18 protein-coding genes are annotated in these 23,473 nt (G+C 43.8%); 5 read left to right on the top strand and 13 right to left on the bottom strand.

The window, feature by feature from the left end; translation table 11 throughout:
- Positions 1–3: 3 nt before the first annotated feature.
- The gene (locus tag DR864_RS04805; protein ID WP_162793553.1) at positions 4–606 is read left to right on the top strand and encodes a hypothetical protein; all 603 of its coding nucleotides are present in this window, start codon (positions 4–6) and stop codon (positions 604–606) included.
- A 68-nt stretch (positions 607–674) separates the two neighbouring features.
- Here DR864_RS04805 and DR864_RS04800 read toward each other — a convergent pair whose 3' ends face one another.
- The 3 genes from DR864_RS04800 to DR864_RS04790 all read right to left on the bottom strand — a co-directional run bounded on the left by DR864_RS04800 (position 675) and on the right by DR864_RS04790 (position 6,579).
- On the bottom strand, positions 675–2,096 hold the full coding sequence (locus DR864_RS04800) for a hypothetical protein (RefSeq protein WP_162793552.1): 1,422 nt from the start codon (positions 2,094–2,096) through the stop codon (positions 675–677).
- Between the two features lie 372 nt (positions 2,097–2,468).
- Positions 2,469–3,704: an FG-GAP repeat domain-containing protein gene (locus DR864_RS04795; RefSeq protein ID WP_114065887.1), complete on the bottom strand. Its 1,236-nt coding sequence runs from the start codon at positions 3,702–3,704 to the stop codon at positions 2,469–2,471.
- Between the two features lie 13 nt (positions 3,705–3,717).
- Positions 3,718–6,579, bottom strand: coding sequence for a PVC-type heme-binding CxxCH protein (locus DR864_RS04790; RefSeq protein ID WP_114065886.1), 2,862 nt, complete (start codon positions 6,577–6,579; stop codon positions 3,718–3,720).
- Between the two features lie 289 nt (positions 6,580–6,868).
- Between DR864_RS04790 and DR864_RS04785 the strand changes: the two genes are divergently transcribed.
- A complete protein-coding gene (locus DR864_RS04785) occupies positions 6,869–7,201 on the top strand; it encodes a hypothetical protein (protein WP_114065885.1) in 333 nt (110 codons plus the stop codon).
- An 841-nt stretch (positions 7,202–8,042) separates the two neighbouring features.
- Positions 8,043–8,315 carry a hypothetical protein gene (locus DR864_RS04780; RefSeq protein ID WP_114065884.1) on the top strand — a complete coding sequence of 91 codons (273 nt, stop codon included), beginning with the start codon at positions 8,043–8,045 and terminating at the stop codon, positions 8,313–8,315.
- Between the two features lie 8 nt (positions 8,316–8,323).
- Here DR864_RS04780 and DR864_RS04775 read toward each other — a convergent pair whose 3' ends face one another.
- The 3 genes from DR864_RS04775 to DR864_RS04765 form a co-directional block, all read right to left on the bottom strand.
- Entirely contained in the window at positions 8,324–9,706 is a 1,383-nt protein-coding gene (locus DR864_RS04775; RefSeq protein WP_162793551.1) for a polysaccharide lyase domain-containing protein, read from the bottom strand.
- 196 nt (positions 9,707–9,902) lie between these two features.
- On the bottom strand, positions 9,903–10,352 hold the full coding sequence (locus tag DR864_RS04770) for a cold-shock protein (RefSeq protein WP_114065882.1): 450 nt from the start codon (positions 10,350–10,352) through the stop codon (positions 9,903–9,905).
- A gap of 443 nt (positions 10,353–10,795) precedes the next feature.
- Positions 10,796–12,004 (bottom strand): PQQ-dependent sugar dehydrogenase, encoded by a 1,209-nt coding sequence (locus DR864_RS04765; protein ID WP_229599519.1) that lies wholly within the window; start codon positions 12,002–12,004, stop codon positions 10,796–10,798.
- Positions 12,005–12,343: 339 nt separating this feature from the next.
- Here DR864_RS04765 and DR864_RS04760 point away from each other — a divergent pair, with 339 nt between their 5' ends.
- Complete coding sequence (locus DR864_RS04760) at positions 12,344–12,874, top strand: gluconate 2-dehydrogenase subunit 3 family protein (RefSeq protein ID WP_114065880.1); 531 nt, start codon at positions 12,344–12,346, stop codon at positions 12,872–12,874.
- A gap of 76 nt (positions 12,875–12,950) precedes the next feature.
- Positions 12,951–14,663 carry a GMC oxidoreductase gene (locus tag DR864_RS04755; protein ID WP_114065879.1) on the top strand — a complete coding sequence of 571 codons (1,713 nt, stop codon included), beginning with the start codon at positions 12,951–12,953 and terminating at the stop codon, positions 14,661–14,663.
- 148 nt (positions 14,664–14,811) lie between these two features.
- Here the strand turns inward: DR864_RS04755 and DR864_RS04750 are convergent, their stop codons facing one another.
- The 7 genes from DR864_RS04750 to DR864_RS04720 form a co-directional block, all read right to left on the bottom strand.
- The gene (locus DR864_RS04750; protein ID WP_162793550.1) at positions 14,812–15,186 is read right to left on the bottom strand and encodes a DUF6252 domain-containing protein; all 375 of its coding nucleotides are present in this window, start codon (positions 15,184–15,186) and stop codon (positions 14,812–14,814) included.
- A 114-nt stretch (positions 15,187–15,300) separates the two neighbouring features.
- Entirely contained in the window at positions 15,301–16,389 is a 1,089-nt protein-coding gene (locus tag DR864_RS04745) for an OmpA family protein (protein ID WP_114065877.1), read from the bottom strand.
- Between the two features lie 13 nt (positions 16,390–16,402).
- Positions 16,403–18,178 carry a tail fiber domain-containing protein gene (locus tag DR864_RS04740; RefSeq protein WP_114065876.1) on the bottom strand — a complete coding sequence of 592 codons (1,776 nt, stop codon included), beginning with the start codon at positions 18,176–18,178 and terminating at the stop codon, positions 16,403–16,405.
- A gap of 28 nt (positions 18,179–18,206) precedes the next feature.
- Positions 18,207–19,988 carry a tail fiber domain-containing protein gene (locus DR864_RS04735; RefSeq protein ID WP_114065875.1) on the bottom strand — a complete coding sequence of 594 codons (1,782 nt, stop codon included), beginning with the start codon at positions 19,986–19,988 and terminating at the stop codon, positions 18,207–18,209.
- Between the two features lie 28 nt (positions 19,989–20,016).
- Positions 20,017–21,765, bottom strand: coding sequence for a tail fiber domain-containing protein (locus tag DR864_RS04730; RefSeq protein ID WP_114065874.1), 1,749 nt, complete (start codon positions 21,763–21,765; stop codon positions 20,017–20,019).
- A 57-nt stretch (positions 21,766–21,822) separates the two neighbouring features.
- Positions 21,823–22,449, bottom strand: a complete 627-nt coding sequence (locus DR864_RS04725; RefSeq protein WP_114065873.1) for a hypothetical protein — start codon at positions 22,447–22,449, stop codon at positions 21,823–21,825.
- 378 nt (positions 22,450–22,827) lie between these two features.
- Complete coding sequence (locus tag DR864_RS04720) at positions 22,828–23,466, bottom strand: response regulator (protein ID WP_114065872.1); 639 nt, start codon at positions 23,464–23,466, stop codon at positions 22,828–22,830.
- Positions 23,467–23,473 lie beyond the last annotated feature (7 nt).

Below are 23,473 nucleotides of genomic sequence, written 5' to 3'. Positions count from 1 at the left end.
CGGATGAAAGCGATATTTATGGGGGCGTGTTTGTGGGTATTTATGGCCAAAATCCAAGCTCAAAAAGTGACAGATAGACCTAATAATGGGGTCTATCTGACGGTGGATGATTATATTCATCATCGTTTGGTCCACGAGTTTAACGACAAAAGGGAAGGGTTTAACTTGCGGACACCCCGTATGAACCGTATTAAAATCAAAACCCCCGATTCAACCTATCAGTATGATTTAACTACCGTATTTGGGTACCGTCAAGCAGGTCGTGATTGGTGTTATCGTAGTGGGGAGTTGGTGGAAATCATTGGTTATAAGTCGCTTGAATTGCTGAGTTATGAAGGCTTATGGCTGTATCGCCGCCGCGACTGGTCGGAATTAAGCCCTAATTACACCTACTTTTTTAGTAAACACCCAACGGGAGAACTCAGTTGGGTGAGTCGAAAAAAAGTGAAGGAAGCTTATAAAAAAGATACAGAATTTATGAGCTTACTCAATCAAGTACGTTGGAGTAGAATACTGGACATTTCTACCAAGACTGGTCGACCTTTATTGCTAGATATATACGCAACAGCGCATCAACTTCACTTTAGTCTGAAAGATAAAGAATAACTTAAATCTAAGGATAAGCTGGCGGGGAATTTTATCCCCGCCAATAATATTCTGAACTAAGAGACGCTTTAGTTGGGCTTTGTGGCTGGTTTAGGAGTGGTGGTAGAAAAGAAACTGTTTGGAACGGCGGCTTTCCATAGTTCAAGGTATTTATCATGCCCTAATTTCCCTCTAAAATGTCCTTTCCCGCCATCATCCCGCCAAGGGCCTTGGGTAGCGGGGTCGCTCAAATCAATTCCTTTACTGGTGTTGGGTATTGTATTTAAAACCTGCTGTATTTTGTCATTGACAATCGCGGAGTTTTGATTTAAAAAGTCAACCCCTTCCTTGCTTAATTTAAAAGCCAGTTGTGAATGATTTGCCTGAACCGTTCGGGTATGGTTGATGACAAAAACGAAATTTTCGTAAAGGGTGGATAAAAACTGTGATGAGGCATCATTGCCTCCGTGCTCAACCAGCACTGCTCTTAGCCCCGTGAGGGGGATATATTTGTAGAAAGCGGCCTCTACGGGGCGGTAAGGCATCCAATATTGGTCTTGACCGCCAAACCAGTCAAATCCAAACCGTTCCCTTTTGATGTTTTTCATGTTCATCCAGACATTGGAACCGCCGTAGGCGGTCATGTACAGCAAAACTGGGACATTCAGACGTTTGGCAAGCGTGTCACCAAAGCGCCCCCACATCCAACTATGAACCCCAAAAGGGCCAATATTGGAGGTAGTAATGGGTTGAAAAGCGATTGGAAGGGCATCAAGATCCTGCAATTTACCGGGTTCATTGGGTATGGAAGGGTTACGAAGTACCGCCACTGTGCGCACTCTGGGGTCGGAAGCAGGCTCATCGTAGGATGGGTCACCGGCCAGAAAACTGTGCCCCCAAAGCAATAAAACCTCACCAACGCCAACCCGTTCTACGGTCCGAGAAGTACCATAAATCGGCATTGCCCCGTTGCTTGAGGGAATATATCGTAGGATTGTTTTGACCTCCAATCGGTAATCTCCCCCCGTAATCCAGAGACTGTCGGCGTACTTACCGTTGTTTACCTGAAACAAATCACTTTGGGCCGTTCCGCCTTGAATAGGAATCAGATTTACTTCTACAGCAGCGGCACTACTGTCGCAGGTACCTGCAATCCTCAATACTGCTTGATTCGAGTTATTTCGTTGGATAATTTGATTTGGTTTCGGAAATTCAACTTCAATTTGTCGGCCAACAATAATTCCTAAATAGAAATTTGAACCCGTAGCAGAGGTAGAAAATCCAGGCAAAAATAAAATATACTTAGCGGCTGAATCAGTCTTGGAGGGTGGCTGGGCAAGTTGACTGTTTCTTGTAATATTACCGGAAGTAGAAGTGGAAGCTCCGGCCCTCAGATTTTGGGTTTTAGGGATGGAATCGGCCTTAGGAGAAAGCGGATTGGGGGATTGGGAAAAACTGAAATTATAAAAAAACACAAAAGGGAGCAGTAAAAGTAGACTTCTTTTTCTCATTTCTTGCGGCACGTTTAGTCGTTAATTGCTTGATTATTAATTGTTTTTGGTTTTTTGTCGATAGGTTTTTGCATTTAAATTGGTTTGGTAAATAAAAAAAATATCTATGGTAATTGACCATAGATAACCCATATAATAAGTATAAATACTTGAAGTGCTCAAAGGTAATCGGAAAGATTTAGAATTGAAAAATTTCTTGAAGGAGTCTCTTTTTTTTTGAAGAAAAAATATACTAATTAGTGATTTTCTATAGGTGTTTTAGTTGCAGAAAAGCAAGATTAGGGTTCTTTGGCTGTATGCTTTATTTTATTTTTTTTTCGCTTTTTTGGAGAATGGTAACGTGCCATAGCGGCACGTTACCAGAGGAAAGGCTTATTTTTTTAAGTTATTTTCAAACAGAAATACGCCGTTTTTATTGGCAATGATGATGTCAGGTTTGTGGTCTTTGTTCATGTCCTGTACTGTGATGTTTAAGCCTGCCCCTGAATCATTGTCGATGACGTGCTCCGTCCAGTAGGGCTTATGTCCTGGCGTTAGGTCAAACCACAGCAGATAGGCGGCATCTGCGTCGCCTGGGTCGCGGCCGTGGTGGGCCAAAAACCGCTTGCCAGTGATGTATTCCTTGCGGCCATCACCGTTCAAATCTGCCATAATTGACGAGTGGGTTTGGGCGGTGGTGGTGCTCATGACGTGGGTGGCGAAGTTGATTTTGCCTTCGCTGTCTGTAATATGTTGGTGCCACCAAATGCCCAACGCGTGGGCTGAGGCGCTGATAACATCGTTTTTGCCATCACCGTCTACATCTACAACCTGCATGTGCGAGCAGGGCTGTCCTAAATCGGTAGGATGGAATTTCCAGTTGCCAGCGGTTTTGTCGGCGGTTCCTTCAAACCAACCTTCGCGAATGACCACATCGTTTAAACCGTCTTTGTTCACGTCGCCATACCCAATTCCGTGCGAAAAAATCTCAGTACCTGGCACATTTTCGGCGCTTAGGTTGTAGCGTTTCCACTCCGTTTCACCACGTTTCACGGGGGCTTTCAACCAGATAATCTGTTTTTTAGCTTTATCACCGCAAAGAATGTCAAGGCGTCCATCGCCGTCCATGTCAATAAAACCTGGCGATTCGTTGGCGATACCAACCGAATCGGCAATGATGTGTTTTTGCCAGACGCCGGGTTTATTGCGCGGATTTTCAAACCAGAAGGCGGGTTTTCCTGGAAAATCAATGATGACAACATCGTCCCAACCGTCCAAGTTTACATCCATTCCCATGTTCAAAAACGAGTTGCTGTATTCTTTTCGGGGGTTAAATACCCTTGAAAACATCCCAAAACCCACGGTCGAAGCCGAGGCTTCGGCGGTGGTGGTTTCTGCGGGAGCCATTTGGTGTTTTATCCAAGAAGGAGCTTCAAACCAATAATAACCCGCAACGATGTCTAGCTTCCCATCTTTGTTCAGGTCGGCTACGGCCACACCCTCCGAAATAAAATCCCCCGTTAGCTTTGTTTTCTTGAAGCCTGAAGGGAGCGTGGTGGTTACAGGTTGGCTGTATGCAACCCCGCAAATGAGGGCCGAAAGGACGAGTATCAGATGTTTAGTCTTCATTTTTGCGAAGTTTTTATTTTCCTAATGCTTTATCAATCAGCATCTCACTTTCGTGATTTTCGTGCGAATGCACTTTCCCCAAACGGTCTTTCAGGTCTTTGAGTAGCTTTTTAGACTCTTCTGTTCCAATCGCCGTTACGCGCTGAATCATGTAAGGTAGCAGCTTAGGAAACTTGGAAGTTTCTGCCATTTGCAGTGCGCGTTTTGCGTCTATGACTGCCAGAGGTTCGGCCGCGTACCATAGCATCAACGGCAGATTATGATCCTCTTTATCTTCGGCTTTTTGTGCTAGGGCTTCAACCACGTCCCATCGTTGCGACGGTTCGAGCCGCATCATGGCCGAGGTCAAATATAGTCTTACTTGGGCGGAAGGGTCATTTTTTGCCAATTCTGCAAAGCGTTTTAGGGTTTCAGGGCTCACGCTTTTGTCTTCGGTCACTAACTGGATGGCCCAGCTTCTGACGTATTCGTTTTCGTGGGAAAGTAACTCAATTAAATCCTTTTCTGTCAGTCCTTGGGTGACGTGGAGTGCCCATAGTGCGCGTAGTTTTCGGGTGGCATCAGGATTTTCGGTGAGTATCTTTTTGAGGGCTTTGTGGACTTTCTTGTTGGGTCCGCGCTCCTGCAGTAGCGTGCGAGCCTGCCGTACGTACCATTCGTTGGCGTTTAGTTGGTAGTTGACCAATTCCATATCTGAGGCTTTGGCCAAGTTTACTTGTACCCATTTGTCATTTTGGTGGGTAATTTTAAAAATTCGACCCATGGTTTTGTTATGAACATCGGGATTGGGGCTATGGCATTGGTTTTTATCGTACCAGTCGATGGCAAAAACCGACCCGCTGGCGTCGTATTTGAAGTTGAGCCACTGCGACCAAGTGTCATTCATGGCCAAAAAATCATCCTGGTGTCTAACCACGTACCCCGAACCGTTCCGTTGGGGATGGTCTCTGTTTAGTCTGGCACCGTTGATGTTGTTCATAAAAATCTCATTTCGGTACTCTTCGGGCCATGAACCGCCTAGATATACCATGGCTCCCGCGTGGGCATGACCACCGCCTTTGGCTGCCGAACGAAAATTGCCAGCGTGGGGACCGCGCTCACCGACCCAGTGTACGTGGTCAGCGGCGGTTTTGATGTCGTCGTAGGTGTAGGGGTTGAAATGTTTTCCCGCTTGCCGCTGATAGCGGGCATTTTGGATGATATGGTACATGTGCGGAATCACGCAGGCCGTAATGAAAGGATGCCCGTAATCGTTAAAATCAATGCCCCAAGGATTGCTCGTGCCTTCGGCAAATACCTCAAATTGGTGCTTAGTAGGATGGTAGCGCCACACACCAGCGTTGATTTTGGTACGTTCAGTATCGGGCGCGCTGGGTTTTCCGACGTTGGAATGGGTAAATACACCGTGCGTTCCGTATAGCCAACCATCAGGGCCCCACCGCAAGCTGTTCAGGGTTTCGTGGGTGTCTTGCGTTCCCCACCCATCCAACAGTTTTTGGGGTGGCCCAGCGGGTTTGTCATTTTTGGCGTCTATCGGGATATATAAAAGATAAGGAGCCGCACCGAGCCATACGCCACCCATGCCGATCTCAATGCCACTGACCAGATTTAGGCCTTCCATGAATACTTTTCGGCTGTCGAGGGTGCCGTCGCCGTTGGTATCCTCCAAAATCAAAATGCGGTCTTTACCTTGTCCTTCGGGAGCAGGAACGGGGTAAGTGTGGCCTTCCACCACCCAAAGGCGGCTCCGTGAATCTATCGTAAAACTAATGGGACGAATTACGTCTGGCTCGGCAGCGGCCAAGGTTATTTTAAAACCTTTGGGTAGTGTCATGGCTTTGGCCGCTTCGATGCCCGACAGCCCCGCATTCAGGACAGGATCTAACGGGGGTAGAATAATGATGTCTTTCTGTTTCAGCTCGTTAGGAAATTCTGGACGGGTGGGGTAAAATAGAAATTCATCAAAGTTGATGTGTGCCCACTTATCGTGCGGAATATACGGAATTTGGGAAATACCCGTTTCATTGTCAATAATCTTAATGTAAATCTCTTTGTCTAAGTATCCCTGAAGGTCGACCACGACTGGTTGCAGGGTGGCGCGCCCCTGCCCTGTGATATTAAAGATGATCTGATCGGTGCCAGCCAAACGTAATTCGACGCGGGTGTCCTCTAATGCTCCCCCTGAAACCCGGAAAGCAGCAAAAGGTTGAGTGACTTTAAAAGGAGTAGAGGTTAATGTTCCAGTCAATTTTGCGTTGGTTGTACCTCCGCTGCTCAAAAAATGCGTCCCCTCAAAGCCAATACGCATATCTTTTTCGTGCATAGGAGAGGGGTCTAGGGAAATCAAAGGGTTGGCAAAGGCAGTTCCAGTGGCAGTCCAATCTTTTAATGTACCTGTTTCAAAATTAAGGTTTAACGGCTGCCCTTCCTTTTTTGGCAACTGTCCTTGAATAGTCGCGGTAGAAATAATACCTTCCACCACTTCAAAGTTTCCAACCATCCCAGCAGCCCGGTGGCCGGGTACGGAGCAATAATAAACGTCATTTTGAGTGGCGGTGAAAGTAAGGGTGGTACTCATTCCTTTTTCCAGAATGGTCTTACTTTTTATGCCCATTTTTTCTAAGGCAATGTCGTGGGTCATCAATTCAGCATTGGTGATTTTTATCCGAACCCGGTCGCCTTTATTGGCTCGCAGGGTAGGGTTTCGCGCCCCATCAGGGCTAAAATACCCAACCATTGAGGCCTCTAGCGCATAATCGCGGTCAAAGCGTGTGGTATCTTGAGGCAATTGGGGTTTGGATTGCTGAGCAATGGCGTGTTGAAATGCCAAAAATAAGGCGGTGCATAAAGGTAGAAGCAGACGTAAAATGTGCATAGGATATTAGGAAAGGTTTGGTTATATAAATTCCTTTTAAAATTATAAAATTATCTTGGTCTTTGATACTAAATGTAATACGTGATATACACTATACGTTACTATCTAAAGGAACCATTATCCCTTTATTTACTTGATATACAGGGTTTATGGTCATAAATGTGGATTTGATTCCCCGTTTGCGAGAGTTAAGGGCTGGCATTAAAATTGAGTATGTCATAAAGATTCTGCTCCTTTTTAATCAACTTAGTATTTATTCAGGGCTAACTAATGAAATCACGGTACAATCATGGCAACGAAAAAGAATGATAATGACATAAACGGAGGGGAAGAGTTTCCGGGCTATCCGCTTTATCCAGCAAGTGAGGATATTTACAATCAGGCAACGAAAGAAGGGGATTTGGACCCCGAAGACCTGACCCATCGGAAGTCGGAAAACGATGGCGTTGGGGAATGGAATGAAAAAGACTTTGAAGATGATATTTCGGGGGGCGATTTGGATATTCCTGGCGCGGAATTGGACGATGACCTAGAAGCTATCGGGTCTGAAGACGAAGAGAATAATTATTACAGCCTGGGAGGTGACAATCATATCGACCTCGAAGAACAAAATGATGAGTAGAACCGAAGCAATCTAGCGGGGGAATATTCAAGTTATTCCTCCACTTTTCAAAAATCAAACGATGGCTCGTAATCGCTATAGACCAACTAGTCGCCGCTCAGGAAGACCGTCACAAAATGTGATGGGAGAAATGTTCCAAAAAACACCTTGGTGGGTATGGATTATTGTGTTGCTGCTTCTTATTGTTTTTTGGAAATTGACGGCAAAATGAATGTGTTCGGGGATAGAGCAAGAGGATTGAAGAAACTGGATAAATGACAAGTAAATGCCTTTGAAAACAACGATAAAGGCTTTTTTTTAATTATTTCTATTTTTTTTATAGCCATAACAGGTTTCTTTTTTTACTTACTGCGGTAGATGTAACCGTGAAATTTTATAGATTTCGATAACAGACTGGATTGTCTATTTTTTGTCTTTATGGGATATTTTTTGTCTTCTATTTATCAGCATTTCTACTCATTTACCCGTAATTGTTGTAAGTCAACAAGGAATTTATAAATATAATAATGTGTATTCAATTTTGTATTATTTAAATATTTTGGCATGTAGGTCATTTATATTGTGCTATATTTCTACATCTCAAGTAAATAAGTTAAAGGGTAATTGAAGTAAGCGACTGGTTGCGAATATTTTTTCAGATAACTACCAAAATATACTTAAAGTCAAAACAGGTTTTGGCCTCAACAAAATATTACGAATCGATGGTGCTTTTCGATCAAAAATGGAGAATGATGATTGATTTTGATCCATCAAATAGCGCTGAACAAGATAAATTTAATTTGGAATTGATTTAGCTTATCTGCTATATTTGAAGAAGTTACCCTACTAAATACCATAAAAAATGTTTATTCGTTACGCAATCTGTCCAATTACAGGGCTTGAGATTGTACCTTGTTCTAAGTCCGATGAAACCTTCAACGGCTACAAGTACATCATTCCCAGTATCAGTGAAAAACTGCTGGTGTCAATCTCAAATAATGTTCTCCAAGACCATGAAAGTCGCAATGCTCTTATTGAGCACCGCGATAAGTTTGTGAAAAATCTTCAAATGATTTCCAAACTTAGGGAAGAAACGTTTGTTTCTCAGGGCAACTGGTGGCTTTTTGTAAAATAGTACTTTTCTTATTCTACTGCCCCGATTGACGGCGGATTGGCCCGTGGGGTGTTGTAAAAATCGTCCGTTAGAAAGGACTGATACAAGCCAGCTTTTTTGGCGGGTGAAGTAGCAAGCAGTTTAAAACTTACTTCATCCGCCAGACCCGCTGCAGTTGGCGTGGAAAAATAGCGATTATTCGTTACTAAACTTGGCTTGGTTACGCTTTGCTGACTCCATATTTTATCGTTGGCAGATGTTTCAATCTGTTGGAAAGATAAGTTGTTAAATATTTGAATATCACCTCCTTGTAAATTGTATACATCCACTATTACCCCCACAAATACGGTAGGTTTGGATGTATTCATCTTGCCCGCTGTGTTGTTATATACTTTGGTGTTGCAATAAGTGCTTACGCCTGCAATGATGTGGTGAGCAAAACTTTGAACTTCCAACGCGCTGTATTTACGGCTGTTCCACACAATGTTGTTATAAAGTAGGACTTCTTTGGGCTGGCTGCCTTGTGAGAACGGCCAGAATCGGACAAAATTTCCTTGGTGATTGGTACATTTGTTATGGTGAACACGGCCGTTCCCGAGCAGTAAAAAAATCCCGTTGTGCTTATCAGTGCCTCCGTTGATGTTGTCGAGTACATTATGGTGAATGTCGCATCCTTCCACGTTTCCGATGTAAAGTAGGGTTTCGACCGTTGGACAATTCTTAAAAGTGCAATAGGCGATTTCGGGGTTTTTACAAAATCCGTTATTAACTATGCCCACCGAATTATTGAGGTTCCCGTTGATTTGAATGCCTCCTGTATTATCAAAATCGCAGTGGAGAAGTTTAAAATTGAGAAAAGCGGTTGCATCAGTGCCGTTGTAGGGGGCAGTATTGTCGTAGAAAAGGGCGTAGTCTTCCACATTTTTTAGGCGTATTCCTTCCAGTGTCAATGCCTGTGGAATGCTTCCAGTGATGGTAATGGCCCGGTAAGTTACATCGTGCAGGAAAATGTTTTTAGCTTTACGATAACCCGTGACCGTCAGATTGGATACATTCTCCAACGTGATTCCGCCGCCAACTACTTCTACGGGACCATTTGCCACAATCGTAATGGGTTGACTGGATGTGCCATTCAGATCGATGAATAACAGGTCTTTGTAGGTGCCGGGAGTGATAGCTATAATTTCGCCAGGTTTAATAGAAAGTGCTTTTCCATCGATTGTCAAATAGCCCGAACCCGAACCCAAGGTGCGGGTGGGAATGAGTGGCACTTGGTCGTCTACCTCAAAAATGGGGTTGTCAATCGGGGTTGCATTTCCTTTGCAACCGAATAAGAAAAGTAAAACCAGAAACAATTTCAACGTGTAGGGTAGGGTAATGGTTTTATGGACGGGGCAGTTCATAAGTGACATTAAATTAGCGGGAATTATCAAGCTTCCCGTGCTATTCTTTATGGGTATATCAAAGATAACAGAATGGTATATATTTTAACGAATAAAACGGCGTATTTTGTACGTTGTGCTACTGTTGATTGAGACTTATATTCACAACAAAACCCCGAGAAGATTCTTCTCGGGGTTTTGTTGTGAATATATTAGGGTACTTTCACTACATTTTTTTTACCGCAACGGCACTTGGACCTTTTTGGCGTATTTCTATTTCGAAAGTAACTTTATCGTTTTCTTTGATTGGACCGCTCAGTTCATTGATGTGTACAAAGATGCTTTCCTGAGACTTAAGGTCTCGGATGAAACCATAGCCTTTTTGCTCGTTAAAGAAACTCACAACTCCCTCTCTGATAATCTCTACAGGCTCGTCAATCTGTTTGGCGACCCCAAGCGTAATATCTTCACTGTTAACCACCTTCTTTTTGCGGGGGTCTGGTGGCGTGTTGGAAATGTTGCCATTCTCGTCAACGTAGGCAATCATGTCTTCTAGGGATTGACCCTTCTTGGCACTTGCCTGCCGTTCTTCTTTTTTCTCCTCCTTGTCCTTTTTCTTCTTTAATTTTTTCTTCTCTCTTTCTTTTTTACTAAATGTCTCCTGTGAACTAGCCATATTTTATTGTTCTTGAGCGTTGTATCCGTTTTTCAATAGCATGAGGGGGTTAAAAAACAGATGGTGTTGTGGTTTTATTGAATAGAAATACCAATAAAATGAGAGCTTACTATACGACTTAGAGATGCCCCTACGAGTGATCGTAAAAGGCATAAGTTGGACGGAAAAATCAGGAAATATTGGTATTCTGTTTAGTATCAACGCAAAAAAGTGCGTAATAATTTCCTATTAGATTAATTATATATTATGATTTAAAAATAAATGAGGAAAGGTACTTCTTAAAACCCTTTAAAACGCCTTTTTTTAGCCATTATTTAACCTGTTTAGCACCCTAAAATGCATAGATTTTAGTTTTAGTGTCTGAAAATCAATGGTTTGAATTCTTGATTGCTTCTTAACAATTCCATAAATGTATTTTTTGTCGAAAGCATACCGAAAAGCTTTTATTTTGAGGATACAAAACGTTTTATTTGGCCTTTGTAATGGTCAAGCACGTATATTTCGTGGTTGGCATCTTCGCCAAAGGCCGAAACTGACCCTCCGTTGGCGGTGAGTAACTCATGACTGGTTTTGGTATTTTCTTTGAATGTCAATGTCCATATATTTCCATTACTGTAGTCTGCGAACAGGTATTTGCCACGCAATGCTGGCAGCCTTTTGCCACGGTATACAACCCCTCCGGTGACCGAAGTACCGTCGCTGCGAGGATACTGGTGAATCGGGTTTATGAGGCTATCTGCGGGGTCACAATCCTTGCGGGGATTGTAACAGCGGTTGCCTTCTTTCAACCGCCAACCATAATTGCCGCCTTTGGTGATTATGTCAATTTCTTCAAATTCATTTTGTCCTACATCGCCCGCCCACAGTTGGCCAGTTTGGGCGTCAAAACTGAACCTCCACGGGTTCCGTAGCCCGTACGCGTAGATTTCTTCCCGATACCCCAGTGTATTGGCGGCATAGGGATTGTCGGTAGGGATGCCATAGTTCCCTTTATCCATTTTGCCCACGTCGATACGGAGGATTTTTCCGAGCAGTGATTGTCGATTTTGGGCATAATTGTGCTGATCGCCCCAAGCGCCCCCGTCTCCCGTAGAAATATAAAGAAATCCGTCGGGCCCAAAGGCCATTTTTCCGCCGTTATGATTGTCGTAGGGTTGGGTGAATTTCAACAGAATTACTTCGGTAGAGGCATCTACTTTTATGTCTTTATAGGAGGTTGCTTGGTAACGGGCAATGATGGTTTGGAGGGGTTTGCGTTGGGTATAATTGACGTAAAAATAGCCGTTTTTGGTAAAATTGGGGTCAAAAGCAAGACCTAGCAATCCCATTTCTCCGCCGTCGCTTACACGGTCACGAATGTCGAGGTAAACCTCCGATGATTTCGTGGCGACATTGTTGTTAAATACCTTGATTCTGCCAGACTGTTCCACCACAAACACCCGATTGGTACTGTCGCCAGCGTGGGTAAATTCTACGGGCTCATTAAATGATAAATTCGGAAAAGCGTTTTCAAGAATATTGGTGGCGCCCGGAATTAAGTTTTTGACGTATTTTTTTTCGTTAAGCTGGTACATCAACAACACCAAAGAGGCTATTCCTACGGCTGCTACTAAAATAAGTACGGTTGTTGCTTTATGTTTGAATGAAGACATTATCATTGGCTAAGAATTTCTGAAAAACAAATAAGTGAATAAAACGTTTTATGTAAATCGTTGAGTATGATTAAATAATACGAAGAATTCACCGCCGAATTGTGCCTTTTTAACTTAAGATTTAATGGGCATTGAATCGTAGTGTCCATCGGTATCCTATCAAAAAGTAATGGTTCTTCCACCAAAGGTACTGGAAGGTAATTTGTTACTTTCCAATTTTCCGTGATATTTTTGAGGCGTCAAAAAAAAGTACAACTAAATCTGCTTAATTTTTAATACGTATCATTAGTAAAAACACTAGATGCCAACCTTTATTTATACTTAACCACCCGAAAAAACATGAACCGTAGAGATGCTATTCAGCACGTTGCTATCCTTCTGGGAAGCGTGATCTCCGCTCCGACAATGGCAGGAGTAATGGGGCAAAAATTGAATGTAGGGGAAAGCCTTCCCGTGAGTGCCGAACAAGAGGCATTTTTGTCCGAATTAGCAGACGTAATTATTCCCACTACCACTACACCTGGTGCGAAAGCCGCTGGCGTTGAGAAATTTATTGTGCGGGTGATGCGCGATTGCTACCCCAAAGCTGACCAAGAAAAATTCTACTCAGGTCTTACCCAACTCAATACCGATAGCCGCTCGGCTTTTGGAAAGAGTTTTGTTGAACTGGACTCAAAACAAAAGATTGACGCGGTGAAAGCGTTGACTACTAGCAACAAACCGTTCTTTATGCGAATGAAAGAATTGACGGTGACTGGCTATTTTACGTCCGAAATCGGGGCGACTAAGGCCCTAGAATACCTGCCGATTCCCGGACGTTTTGAAGGGTGTGTTCCTTTGAAACCCGGTCAGAAAGCCTGGGCGTTGTAATGACAGATGAATCAAATTTATAGGTTAAAAGTCAACTTTATACTTTTACCTTTTCACACTTAACTTTGACCAAAAAATGTACCTAAATATAGATGCACAAAAAGAAATGACCTACGATGCCATTGTAATCGGCTCGGGGGTGAGCGGTGGCTGGGCAGCCAAAGAGTTGACAGAGAAAGGATTGCGTGTGTTGATGCTCGAAAAAGGGCATAAACTGGAGCACGTAACAGGCTATGAAAATGCCATGAAAGACCCATGGCAATCAAATTACAACGGTCGGTTGACCGAGGCTCAGAAAGAATCTCATCCAAAATTGAGTCGCGATTACCCCTACAATGAGATGTCGGAAAAATACTGGATGAACGATTCTGATTCTTTGTATAAAGAAGTGAAGCGATTTGACTGGTATCGCCCCAATATCGTCGGTGGAAAGTCTATTATGTGGGGGCGCCAATCGTATCGCTTGAGCGACATTGACTTTGAAGCTAACCTCAAGGACGGCATCGCTGTTGATTGGCCGATTCGCTACAAAGATGTAGCGCCTTGGTATAGCTACGTGGAGAAAATTGCGGGGATTTCAGGCGAAAAATTAGGCTTGCCTCAATTGCCCGACAGTGAGTTTTTGCCGCCAATGGATATGTATTGCGTAGAAAAAGAAGTTCGCAAACGTATTGAGAAGGAATTCCCAGGTCGTAATATGACGATTGGTAGGGTAGCCAACCTTTCCAAACCGACTCAACTCCAAATAAACAACGGTCGGGCGGCTTGTCAATATCGTAACAAATGTGCCTTGGGATGTCCGTTTGGGGCGTATTTTAGCACGCAATCGTGTACTTTGCCACCTGCCGTAAAAACAGGCTTATTAACCCTTCGTCCTGAGTCAGTGGTTACAAATCTGATTTACGACGAAAACAAAAAGAAAGCCACTGGTGTGCGTGTAATTGATGCCGTGACGATGGAAGAGCGTATTTTCAACGCAGGAATCATTTTTGTGTGCGGCTCGGCTTTGGGAACCACGGCGATATTGCTCAACTCTACTTCTAATCGCTTCCCGACTGGTTTTGGAAATGACAGCGGTGAATTGGGACACAACCTCATGGATCACCACTTCCGTACGGGAGCAAGCGGAACTTGGGAGGGAGATGCCGACAAATACTATTTCGGGCGCCGTGCCAATGGTATCTACGTGCCACGTTATCGTAACATCGGAAATGATAAGCGCGATTATTTGCGTGGTTTTGGCTATCAAGGCGGTGGAAGCCGTGCAAGTTGGCAGCGAAATGTAGCCGAATTGAGTTTCGGGGCCGATTTCAAAGAAGAACTGACCAAACCGGGGCCGTGGTCGATGGGCTTGGGTGGTTTTGGTGAAACGCTTCCTTACCACGAAAATAAAATGTACCTCGACCCCAAAGAAAAAGATAAATGGGGGATGCCTTTGGTGGTATTTGACGCCGAATTGAAGGAAAACGAGAAAAAAATGCGGGTTGATATGGCGAATGATGCCGCAGAGATGTTGGAAAAAGCAGGAGTAAAAAATGTAAAATCTTATGACCGTGGTTCATGGTTGGGTATGGCGATTCACGAAATGGGCACGGCACGCATGGGCCGCGACCCCAAGACTTCGGTCTTGAATGGCAATAACCAAGTACACGCCTGCAAAAACGTATTCGTGACAGACGGTGCCTGTATGACTTCCGCATCTTGCGTGAACCCATCGCTTACTTATATGGCTTTGACCGCTCGGGCGGCCGATTTTGCCGTGAAAGAGAAAAAGAAAGGGAATATCTAAGAAGCATAAATAACAATAAAAGGGCTGACTACCAGATGGTTTTCAGCCCTTTTGCTTTTTTAGGTGTACACGTTTTAGGGTTCAAAAGCCTAACAAATAAATGATTTTGGCTTAAAACTTCCCTTAAGTGATTGATACTTTTCCTCCGCTATTGTTGATATAAGTACAAAAAAGTTCCGCTTGGGACTCGCTTGCCTCCAGTGGTTGTGATGGAAGTAACGGTGACTTCGCCATCTTCCCAACCTGAATGAATGACCGCTTTTTGCGAATATAACATGGCATTGCCAGTTCGGCCTTTGACTTTGTAAGTACCTACCTGCGTCACTTTTCCAATCACTAAGCCAATGGATTCCTGATTGGCAGCGGTAGTGTTGATACCATTGATGACCATATTTTCATTCTCAATAAATCGGGCTGACGCAGCTCCCGACCAACTCACGCCATTTACTTTCATGGTGATTGTGCCATTTGGGGTAGAAACCATATCGGTTTCGGAGGTGCCACCCCAGGAGGAAGAGATCAAAATAAGACAGATAAAAATAAAAAAGGGTTATTTCATTGAATGGTTATTTGGGGTGAAAATGATGTTTTGGTTCAATTGAGATGCGCTTTTTTTGTTTCTGAAATAACGTGAGACTTATAGTTTGATAAACTCAACTCTTCGGTTGTTTGCTTTGCCTTCTGGCGTAGTATTGGGGGCTATAGGTTGGGTTTCTCCTTTGCCGTCAGTTTGGAGGCGAGGTGATTCAATGTTGAATTCACTGCTTAAATTTGCTTTGACAGAAGCGGCGCGGCGTTTAGAAAGATCAAGGTTGTTGGTATCTTCCCCGTCGGAGTCGGTGTGGCCGATGATGCGTATTTTCAGGGTTGGGTTTTCCTGCAAGACCTGCGCTATTTGTTTGAGGATGCCATAAGATTCTGGCTTGATTTTATCCGAATTGCTGTCAAACAGAATACCAGTTGTGGTAAATTTCCCATCGGTAATGAGTTTGCTGCGGGTGTCAGGTGCGCCTACCGCTAGCCGAATGTCAGAGATGTAAAATGCCATGTTAGACGTTAAGTTACTTGTGCTGAACACCACTTTTTTATAATTGACCGAAGCATCAAACGCGGTGGGTAGATCCCATACTTTTTCTTCGTCTAAGTAGATTCTCAGACGTGTTTTTTGTCGCCAAACAGATACTTTTACCGTGGATTTTTGCGGCAAACAAAACTTGTCAGTGGTGATTTCATTATGGGCAATGGCCTTTGAGTCAGCGCCATACATATCTACTGACGTTTTTCCTCTTCCTCCTTTTAGTGGGGTAAAAGATGCCCTGACCCTTGATGGGAAATTGGCAGTAAACAGTTTTTTGGGTTCGGTATTTGGCGTAAAAATGATAGCAATAAAACGTGCTGCGTAATTTAATTCAGGATTAGCCGCTAAGTTAAACTCCAAAGTGAAGTTTTCTGGCAGGTCATTGACAAATGTTGGAAAAGCGGCCGTGTTGCTGTTGATTTTTAGCCATCGTCTGGGTGTTCCTTCAATAAGCACAACTTCACCGCTACCATTGGTATTCCATTTGGCAGGAAAATCGCCGATTTGGTCTTGGTCAAAATTCTCAAATGCCACCACTTTTTCTCCTGCCACAAAATCAAATTTGCTATATGTTTTGAATTCAGGTGTTTGGGCAAAAATAGAATGACTCGATAGATAAATCCAACTCAAAAGAATTAGCTTTTTCATGAGGTTTTGTGATTTATTTTGTGATTTTTGCCGTAGTTACATTCGACGGTGTATTAATAAAACTCACTAAAAGGGCTTTCATTTTTGCAGAAAGAGCATCGTATTCTTTGATGATTTCCCGACGGTTTTGGCCTATCGCTATGCTTTCTTTTTCTAAGGCTTCAATCTCAGCCTGTTGCTCTTGTATAGCTTTCACAAGTACTGCAATGAGGTCATTGTAGCGGAGTGAAAGATAGCCATTTTCGTCTTTGTGGAGTAATCCCAAGTCTTTGATTCCTAATTTGTTGAGTGTTTCTTCTACTTCCTGCGCTATTAACCCCATTTCGAGGTCTTTACTGGGGTTGTTTTTGCGGTGATACGTGACAGGTCGTAGCTCTTTCAGAAAGTTTATACCCAACTTCAAGGGTACTATGTTCTCTTTCCAACGGCGGTCAGAGGAACAATTCCACGCTACCTGAATCCCAGCATAAGTAATATTGTTGCGTCCTACTCTTACTTGATTATTGGCCGTGGCAGAAGGCACGGTTGAATCAAAACCTATCAAAATATTATTGTTGCCACTACTTACTGGCCCAGGGAAAGATTCTACTCCTGCTCCAATCATGGTATTTTGGGCACCACTGCTCAAGCTCGAAAGCGAATTGCTACCCAATGCTGTATTGCGTGTACTCGTAGAAGAACTATATGCATTCATGGCATTGTAACCGATACCAGTATTGTAAGTGGCCGTATTAGTGGGGCTTTGGATGTCCACGGCGTAGGTCCCCACAGCAGTAGTGCGTACAGAAGCCCCTTTATTTATACCGATTGTGGTGGATTGAGAGACTAAATAATAGCCGTTAAAGCCACCTATATCGGCATTGCGACCAATTACCGTATTTCCATCGCCGGCATTTTTGATTTTTAAAGCTCCCGCCCCCAACACCACGTTATCGTTGCCTGAGGTATCCCTCTCCGCCGCATTGGCACCTACTACCACATTGTTTATGCCGCCGAATGTACCCCTAAAATTAAATCCCTCACCTTTTAACGCGGAAAAACCGATGGCTACATTATTGCTTGCCAAATCAAAAGAATCTACATTTTGCATAGCACTGCTGCCAACAACGGTATTCGAAACACCATATTTATTTGACTTTAAGGCAGCATAGCCGATAGCCAGGTTTTGTTCGCCAGTTAGGTTATCATCAAGTGCCCAAACCCCCGCAGCTGTACTAGCATTTGCCAACGTATTTTTGCTCATACTGAATGCCCCACTCGCCGTATTGAAACTACCGGTGGTGTTAGCCTTTAATGCCCAATATCCACTCGCGGTGTTTTCAGACCCCGAACTGTTTTGCAGCAAGACCTCAAAACCGATTGCGGTATTTTTAATGCCTGTGTTGGCCGATGGTGTTCCACTTCCCTGCAAAGCATAACTGCCGATTGCCGTATTGTAGGTATAGATACCAGTGGCACGATTGTCGGCATTGTACATAGCTCGGTACCCCAAAGCAGTGCTTCCATTGTTGGCCACGTTTGAATAGAGTGTCTCTGAACCAAAAGCTACATTGGATTCACCGATTGTATTTGAAAACAAGCTAAAACTTCCGATAGCCACATTATTTGTAGCGGTTGGACTGACATTTTTGAGGGCACTTTGCCCCAAAGCTGTAACGTTGCTGTTGGCACTGCTAAGGCCTCTGGGCGTGAGTGTTATTGACCCAGCTGTGCTTTCTTCCACAAAGATTTGGGAGTAAACCAAAAAGGGGGAAAATAACAGAATTAATAAGATGTATGTATTTTTCATAATTATGCTTTGTTAAAAAAAACATTGGCTATTTTGTCACGTTTTCAAAACGCTCCAATATTGCATCTGCTTGAGCATTGAGCAAATTGTAGTCCACCACACTGATTGTTTTTAATGTGCTGCGTCGCTTTTTGCCTGAGTCAAGTTGGGTTTGCTGCTCCTGTACCGCGCTGATAATCGGGGCAATGAGGTCGTTGTAACGAACTGTTAAAAACCCCTTGTCATCGGATCGAATCATCCCCCAGTTTGTGATTCCGAGTTGGGGCATTACTTCCTGCAACTCCTGAGCGATGAATCCCAGTTCACGGTCGGGCATGAGATTGTTTGTTCGATGATACACGACGGGGCGTAACGCTTTTATAAATGCCAATCCGTTGGCAATGGGTTTGATGTTTTCTTTCAACCGACGGTCGGAGGTAATGGTCCATGCCACTTGCACGCCTGCATAAGAGATGGCACTGTTGCCAATTCTTACTTGGTTGCTGGAAGTACCCGAAGGAACTTCAGCCCCAAAGCCAATGACCGTATTGTTAGAGCCGGTGGTGATGTTATTGCCTGCAAAGGCTCCCACTACCGTATTGAAGCTCCCTGACGTAACATTGACCAGAACGCTGTCGCCGATGGCTACATTGTTTGCCCCTGTGTTATTGGCGGCGGTAGTACTTCCGTGCATTGCTTTATAACCAACGGCGGTATTATAAGCCTGAATCCCCGAGGTGGTGCGGCTATCTGCATAGCGCATGGCCTCGTAACCTACGGCGACATTGCGGGTGTTTATTTTATTGCCTGATAGTGTTCTATAACCAATGGCCACATTGTCGGTACCTGTGGTATTGTCGTTGGAAGCCCCCGACCCAATGCCAACATTAAATGCACCCGTAGTGTTGCTGATGAGTGCCCCAAAACCTGCGGCTGTATTTGAACTTCCTGAGGAGGTATTTAATAAGGCATTTCTACCGATGGCAACATTGTTGGTTCCAGTAGAGAGTACATTGACAAGTGACATGTAACCAATGGCCACATTAAAACTGTTTATACCTAGTGCATTGGCTTCGGTATTTTCCATTGCCGACCGTCCAATAGCCGTCATTCGGCCGTTGGCTACGTTTTTATTAAGTGCCAAATAACCTATGGCTGTGCAGCTATCTGCGCCCAGCGACATCTCCATGGCTTTGTAGCCATAGGCTACATTGTCGCTGCCGCTTCTTTGATTCCCCAATGCTCTAACACCATAGGCTACACTGTTAATACCTGTGGAGCCGTAAGTATATGGACTTCCAGTTTCTGGAAATGAGAATGCTTCAGCACCAATAGCCGTATTATACGTACTTTCGTTTGTGCTACGCATGGCTTCTGCCCCTATTACTGTTGTATATGAGGCAGTAAATCTGGGGAATGGAGTGCCCGGTGCAGTAAAAGCATTAAATCCAACAATGACATTTCCATTGATTGCCGTATTTCCGGGTTCGATATAGCCAAATACATTGGTGCCAATGAGTGTATTTTCGCTGCCGCTAAAATCGACACGAGCTGCTCCGCCAACCGTACCGACCATCACATTATTGGCACCCGACAATGGCATACTTCTATCAGATCCAATTCCTGTATTTTGTGTCCCTGTCCCGCCGGAACCGAAGCTCCCACCACCAAAATAAAGATTGGAAGGCGATAGTGTTCCGGATAGTCTGCCTGTAATGCCACGAGGAGTAACTTGTATAGATTGGTCCGTGCCTAAAATCGGGCTAACTTGTGCAGTTGCGAATTGGAAGCCGAGCATCACCCCTATAAATAAATAAAATTGCCTTTTCATTTTTATCAAGAATTAAAAGGGTGGATGTTTATTTTTGGTTGTTTTCAATCATTTCGAGCAATGCCGTAATCTTCTTTATTTTGGCAGCTACCTCCTCATTTTTAGCAGTAAGTTGCTCGTTGGTTTGTTTTCCCTTTTCGTTTGCTGTTTTCCACTCTTCAATTTGTTGTTGCTGCTCTTGGAGTGCGTTAATGAGTGGCATCAACAAGTCAGTATAACGTACGCTGAGCATTCCATCGGGGTTTTTTTTGAGCAAACCCAGGGCTGGAATTTTTGCCTGATGTAGCGTTGTAGCCAATTCTTGCGCAATCAAGCCTGTTTCAATGTCAGGAGTTTCGTTATTTTTTCGATGATAGGCAACGGGGCGTAGTTGTTTTACAAAATCACTGCTTAGACTCAAAGGTCGGATGGCCTCTTTCCAACGGCGGTCGGAGGTTATGGTCCAGGCTACCTGTACACACGCAAAAGAAACGTTGGCATCACCGATTCGAACTTGAGTATCTGCTGTACCCGTTGGCACGTCGGCATTATAACCAATGGCGATATTATAACTGCCCGTAGTGATACCGTCTCCAGCCAAAGCCCCAACGGCTGTGTTGTAGTTGCCAGAAGAGACCAAACGAAGCGCCTGCCTACCTGCAGCCGTGTTGTAGCGGCCCGTGTTATTGGCAGCTGTGGTGCTACCTCGGAGTGCCTCGTATCCCACCGCAGTATTGTACGTATAACGTTCGGAGGTACTGCGGTTATCGGCATAAAGCATGGCATTGGTACCTATTGCCGTACTGCCACTATTGGCATTGTTGGCAAATAATGCCAAACTGCCAGCAGCTACATTGTTTGAACCGATGGTATTGCCGATTAAGCCACTGCCCAATGCCGTATTATAAATTCCTGTTGTATTATTTAGGAGTGCGTTTGTACCGATGGCAATGTTATTGCTACCAGTAGAATTTTTCTGTAAGGCATTATCTCCTATGGCTGTATTGCTTCCTCCTGTGTTGTTGGCAGGTATATCACTCCCTCTCAATGCGTGTACTCCTACTGCCGTATTGAAACTACTATTGGTGAGAGACATTGCCTCAAATCCAACCGCTGTGTTTGAATTGCCCTCAATATTGCTGTAAAGTGTGTTTTTGCCTACGGCTACATTGTCATCTCCCCCGACATTGCTCCTCAGCGTATTGACACCAATGGCCACATTTTGAATCCCAACTGTATTTAAAAGCAAAGCAGAACCGCCAATACCTACGTTTTCATTACCAACGGTATTTGAATAAAGACTGAAAGCCCCTAAGGCGGTGTTTTCTCTACCAGTCGAATTTTGTCGAAGTGCCGAATAGCCTACTGCTACATTTCGAAGTCCGGTATTATTGGCAAGCGTGCTACTACCCCGCATCGCTTCAAAACCAACTGCCACATTTTGACTTGCAAAGTAATTGAGCATGGCTTGAGAACCTACGGCTACTGTATGAGGTGTACTTCCATTGGATAGGTTCCTGCTGTTGTAATAGGCACGATACCCCAAAATTGTTGAGTTTAAAAAATAGCCTCCCTGACCTGCTGCTTCAGTTCCGACTATGGTATTATCAACCCGCTGCAAAATAGGGATACCTGCTCCAAGCACGGTCACACTACTTGGTATTAGGGTAGTAGGCCCTTTGATACCGCTGGGGGTAATCTCGATGGATTTGTCGATTGTTTCTTGCAAAAAAATTTGCGCAATACTTTTGGGGTTATAGATAAAACAGACTATTAAAAAAAATATTTTTTTTTTCATTTGGGTAGTTTTTTGATGTGATTGGCTAAAGATGCTGATTCCAATAAACGGTCTTTGTTATTTTTCCAGCAGAATCTGAGCCCGAATATTGGCGGCGGGAAGTTGGGGAACGTACTTCGCGTCATTGATAAGGAAAATATCACCAAAGCTAATTTCTTCGAAGGTAAACCCATTCTCCGTAAAGTTTACGATGCCAAAGGCAGGAATATCAGTCGTTTCGGTACCCCCCGCCGTATTGGTGGTAACGATTGTTGCACCATTGATAATCGCTACATAATTGATGCCTTCTTTTTTGTAAAGTGCAATTACTGCAGCAATATTTTTGGAAGCGTTGGGGATATTGTTCCCAAAAAACAGTTTCAAATCGGCCTCTACCAACGGCTGAATTTCGTCGATGGGCAACAGCTTATAGGTAGAATTGCTCGTAAATCGTAAGTACTCAGTGAGATTGGCCGTATTTTTATAGTTCGCAAAAGGTTGCGTTTGGCTTACCGTGTATTTTGTGTCAGTAAACTCAATGGTCGCGTTGGCCTTAGCGGTCAATGTTGTAGCAGATAGATTTTTTGCTGACTTAATCGTCCACTTTCCTACTAAAGAAGGCTTGAGGGGAACCACCTCTTCTGATTTTTTGACGCAACTAAAGGCAAATAACAACAATAATATTCCAATTGGTATTTTTTTCATAAATGGTAATGTTTTATGTGTTGAACTTAAAGGTAAAATGCTAATAGCGGTTTGAATGGTTTTTCAGGGGGCATTTCTGACGGTAACTGCGGGATGTTTTTTTGCCGTAGTTGCCCAGTTAGGTCGTCAAAATACCCTCTTGTTTTCGCAAAAACGCTGGAAAATTACTTTCTCCAAATGACGACAACAGCGTCAAAAAGAATAAAAATCAAAGATGATATTTCAACAAAGTTCGGCAATTGAAATTTTTCAAAAATCACATCATAGGGTGAAAGGGATTCTACGCTATAAATTAGGTATAAATACGTATTGACTCTGATCGGTTGGCTTTAGAAACTAAGAAAAGCGGTGGAGGGTTGTTCACGTGATGCAATGAGGCTACACAATCCTATCCCGCACGGCTTTGACTACCGCTTCGGTGTTGGATTTTACGTGAAGCTTGTCATAAATATTTTTAAGATGGGTGCGAACCGTATCAATACTTAGGTTAAGCTCGGCTGCAATTAGTTTATAGCTGAGTCCTTCGACCAACCACCGCAAAACTGCCAGTTCTTTGGGGGTGAGATTATAATCCGTTGGGGCCGTTTTGGAGAAGAAATGCACTACTTTTCGGGCAATTAGTGGCGACATGGGAGCGCCACCTTCCATGACTTCCTGAACCGCTTCCAAGACTTTTTGCGGGGGCGTTTTTTTTAACAAATACCCAATTGCCCCTGCCTGCATGGCTTTAAAGACCCGTTCTTCATCTTCAAAAACCGTCAGCATCAGGATATTTAAACGCTTGAAATGGACTTTTAACAACTTTACCGCTTCGATGCCCGTAATTTGAGGCATATCGATGTCCATCAGAACCACATCTGGTTGGGTACGTGTGATATTTTCTACGATATTAACTGGATTGGCAAAACACCCCACCACTTCAAAACCAGTGCTAAAATTGAGAAAATGGAAAAGACCTTCGCGAAAATCGTCGTTGTCGTCAACGATTACTACGCGGATGTTATATGCCTGTGACATGTAGTTT

This window comes from Runella rosea (assembly GCF_003325355.1).
In the GTDB taxonomy this organism is placed as follows: Bacteria; Bacteroidota; Bacteroidia; order Cytophagales; family Spirosomataceae; genus Runella; species Runella rosea.
This window is presented reverse-complemented; position numbering and strand designations above follow the sequence as displayed.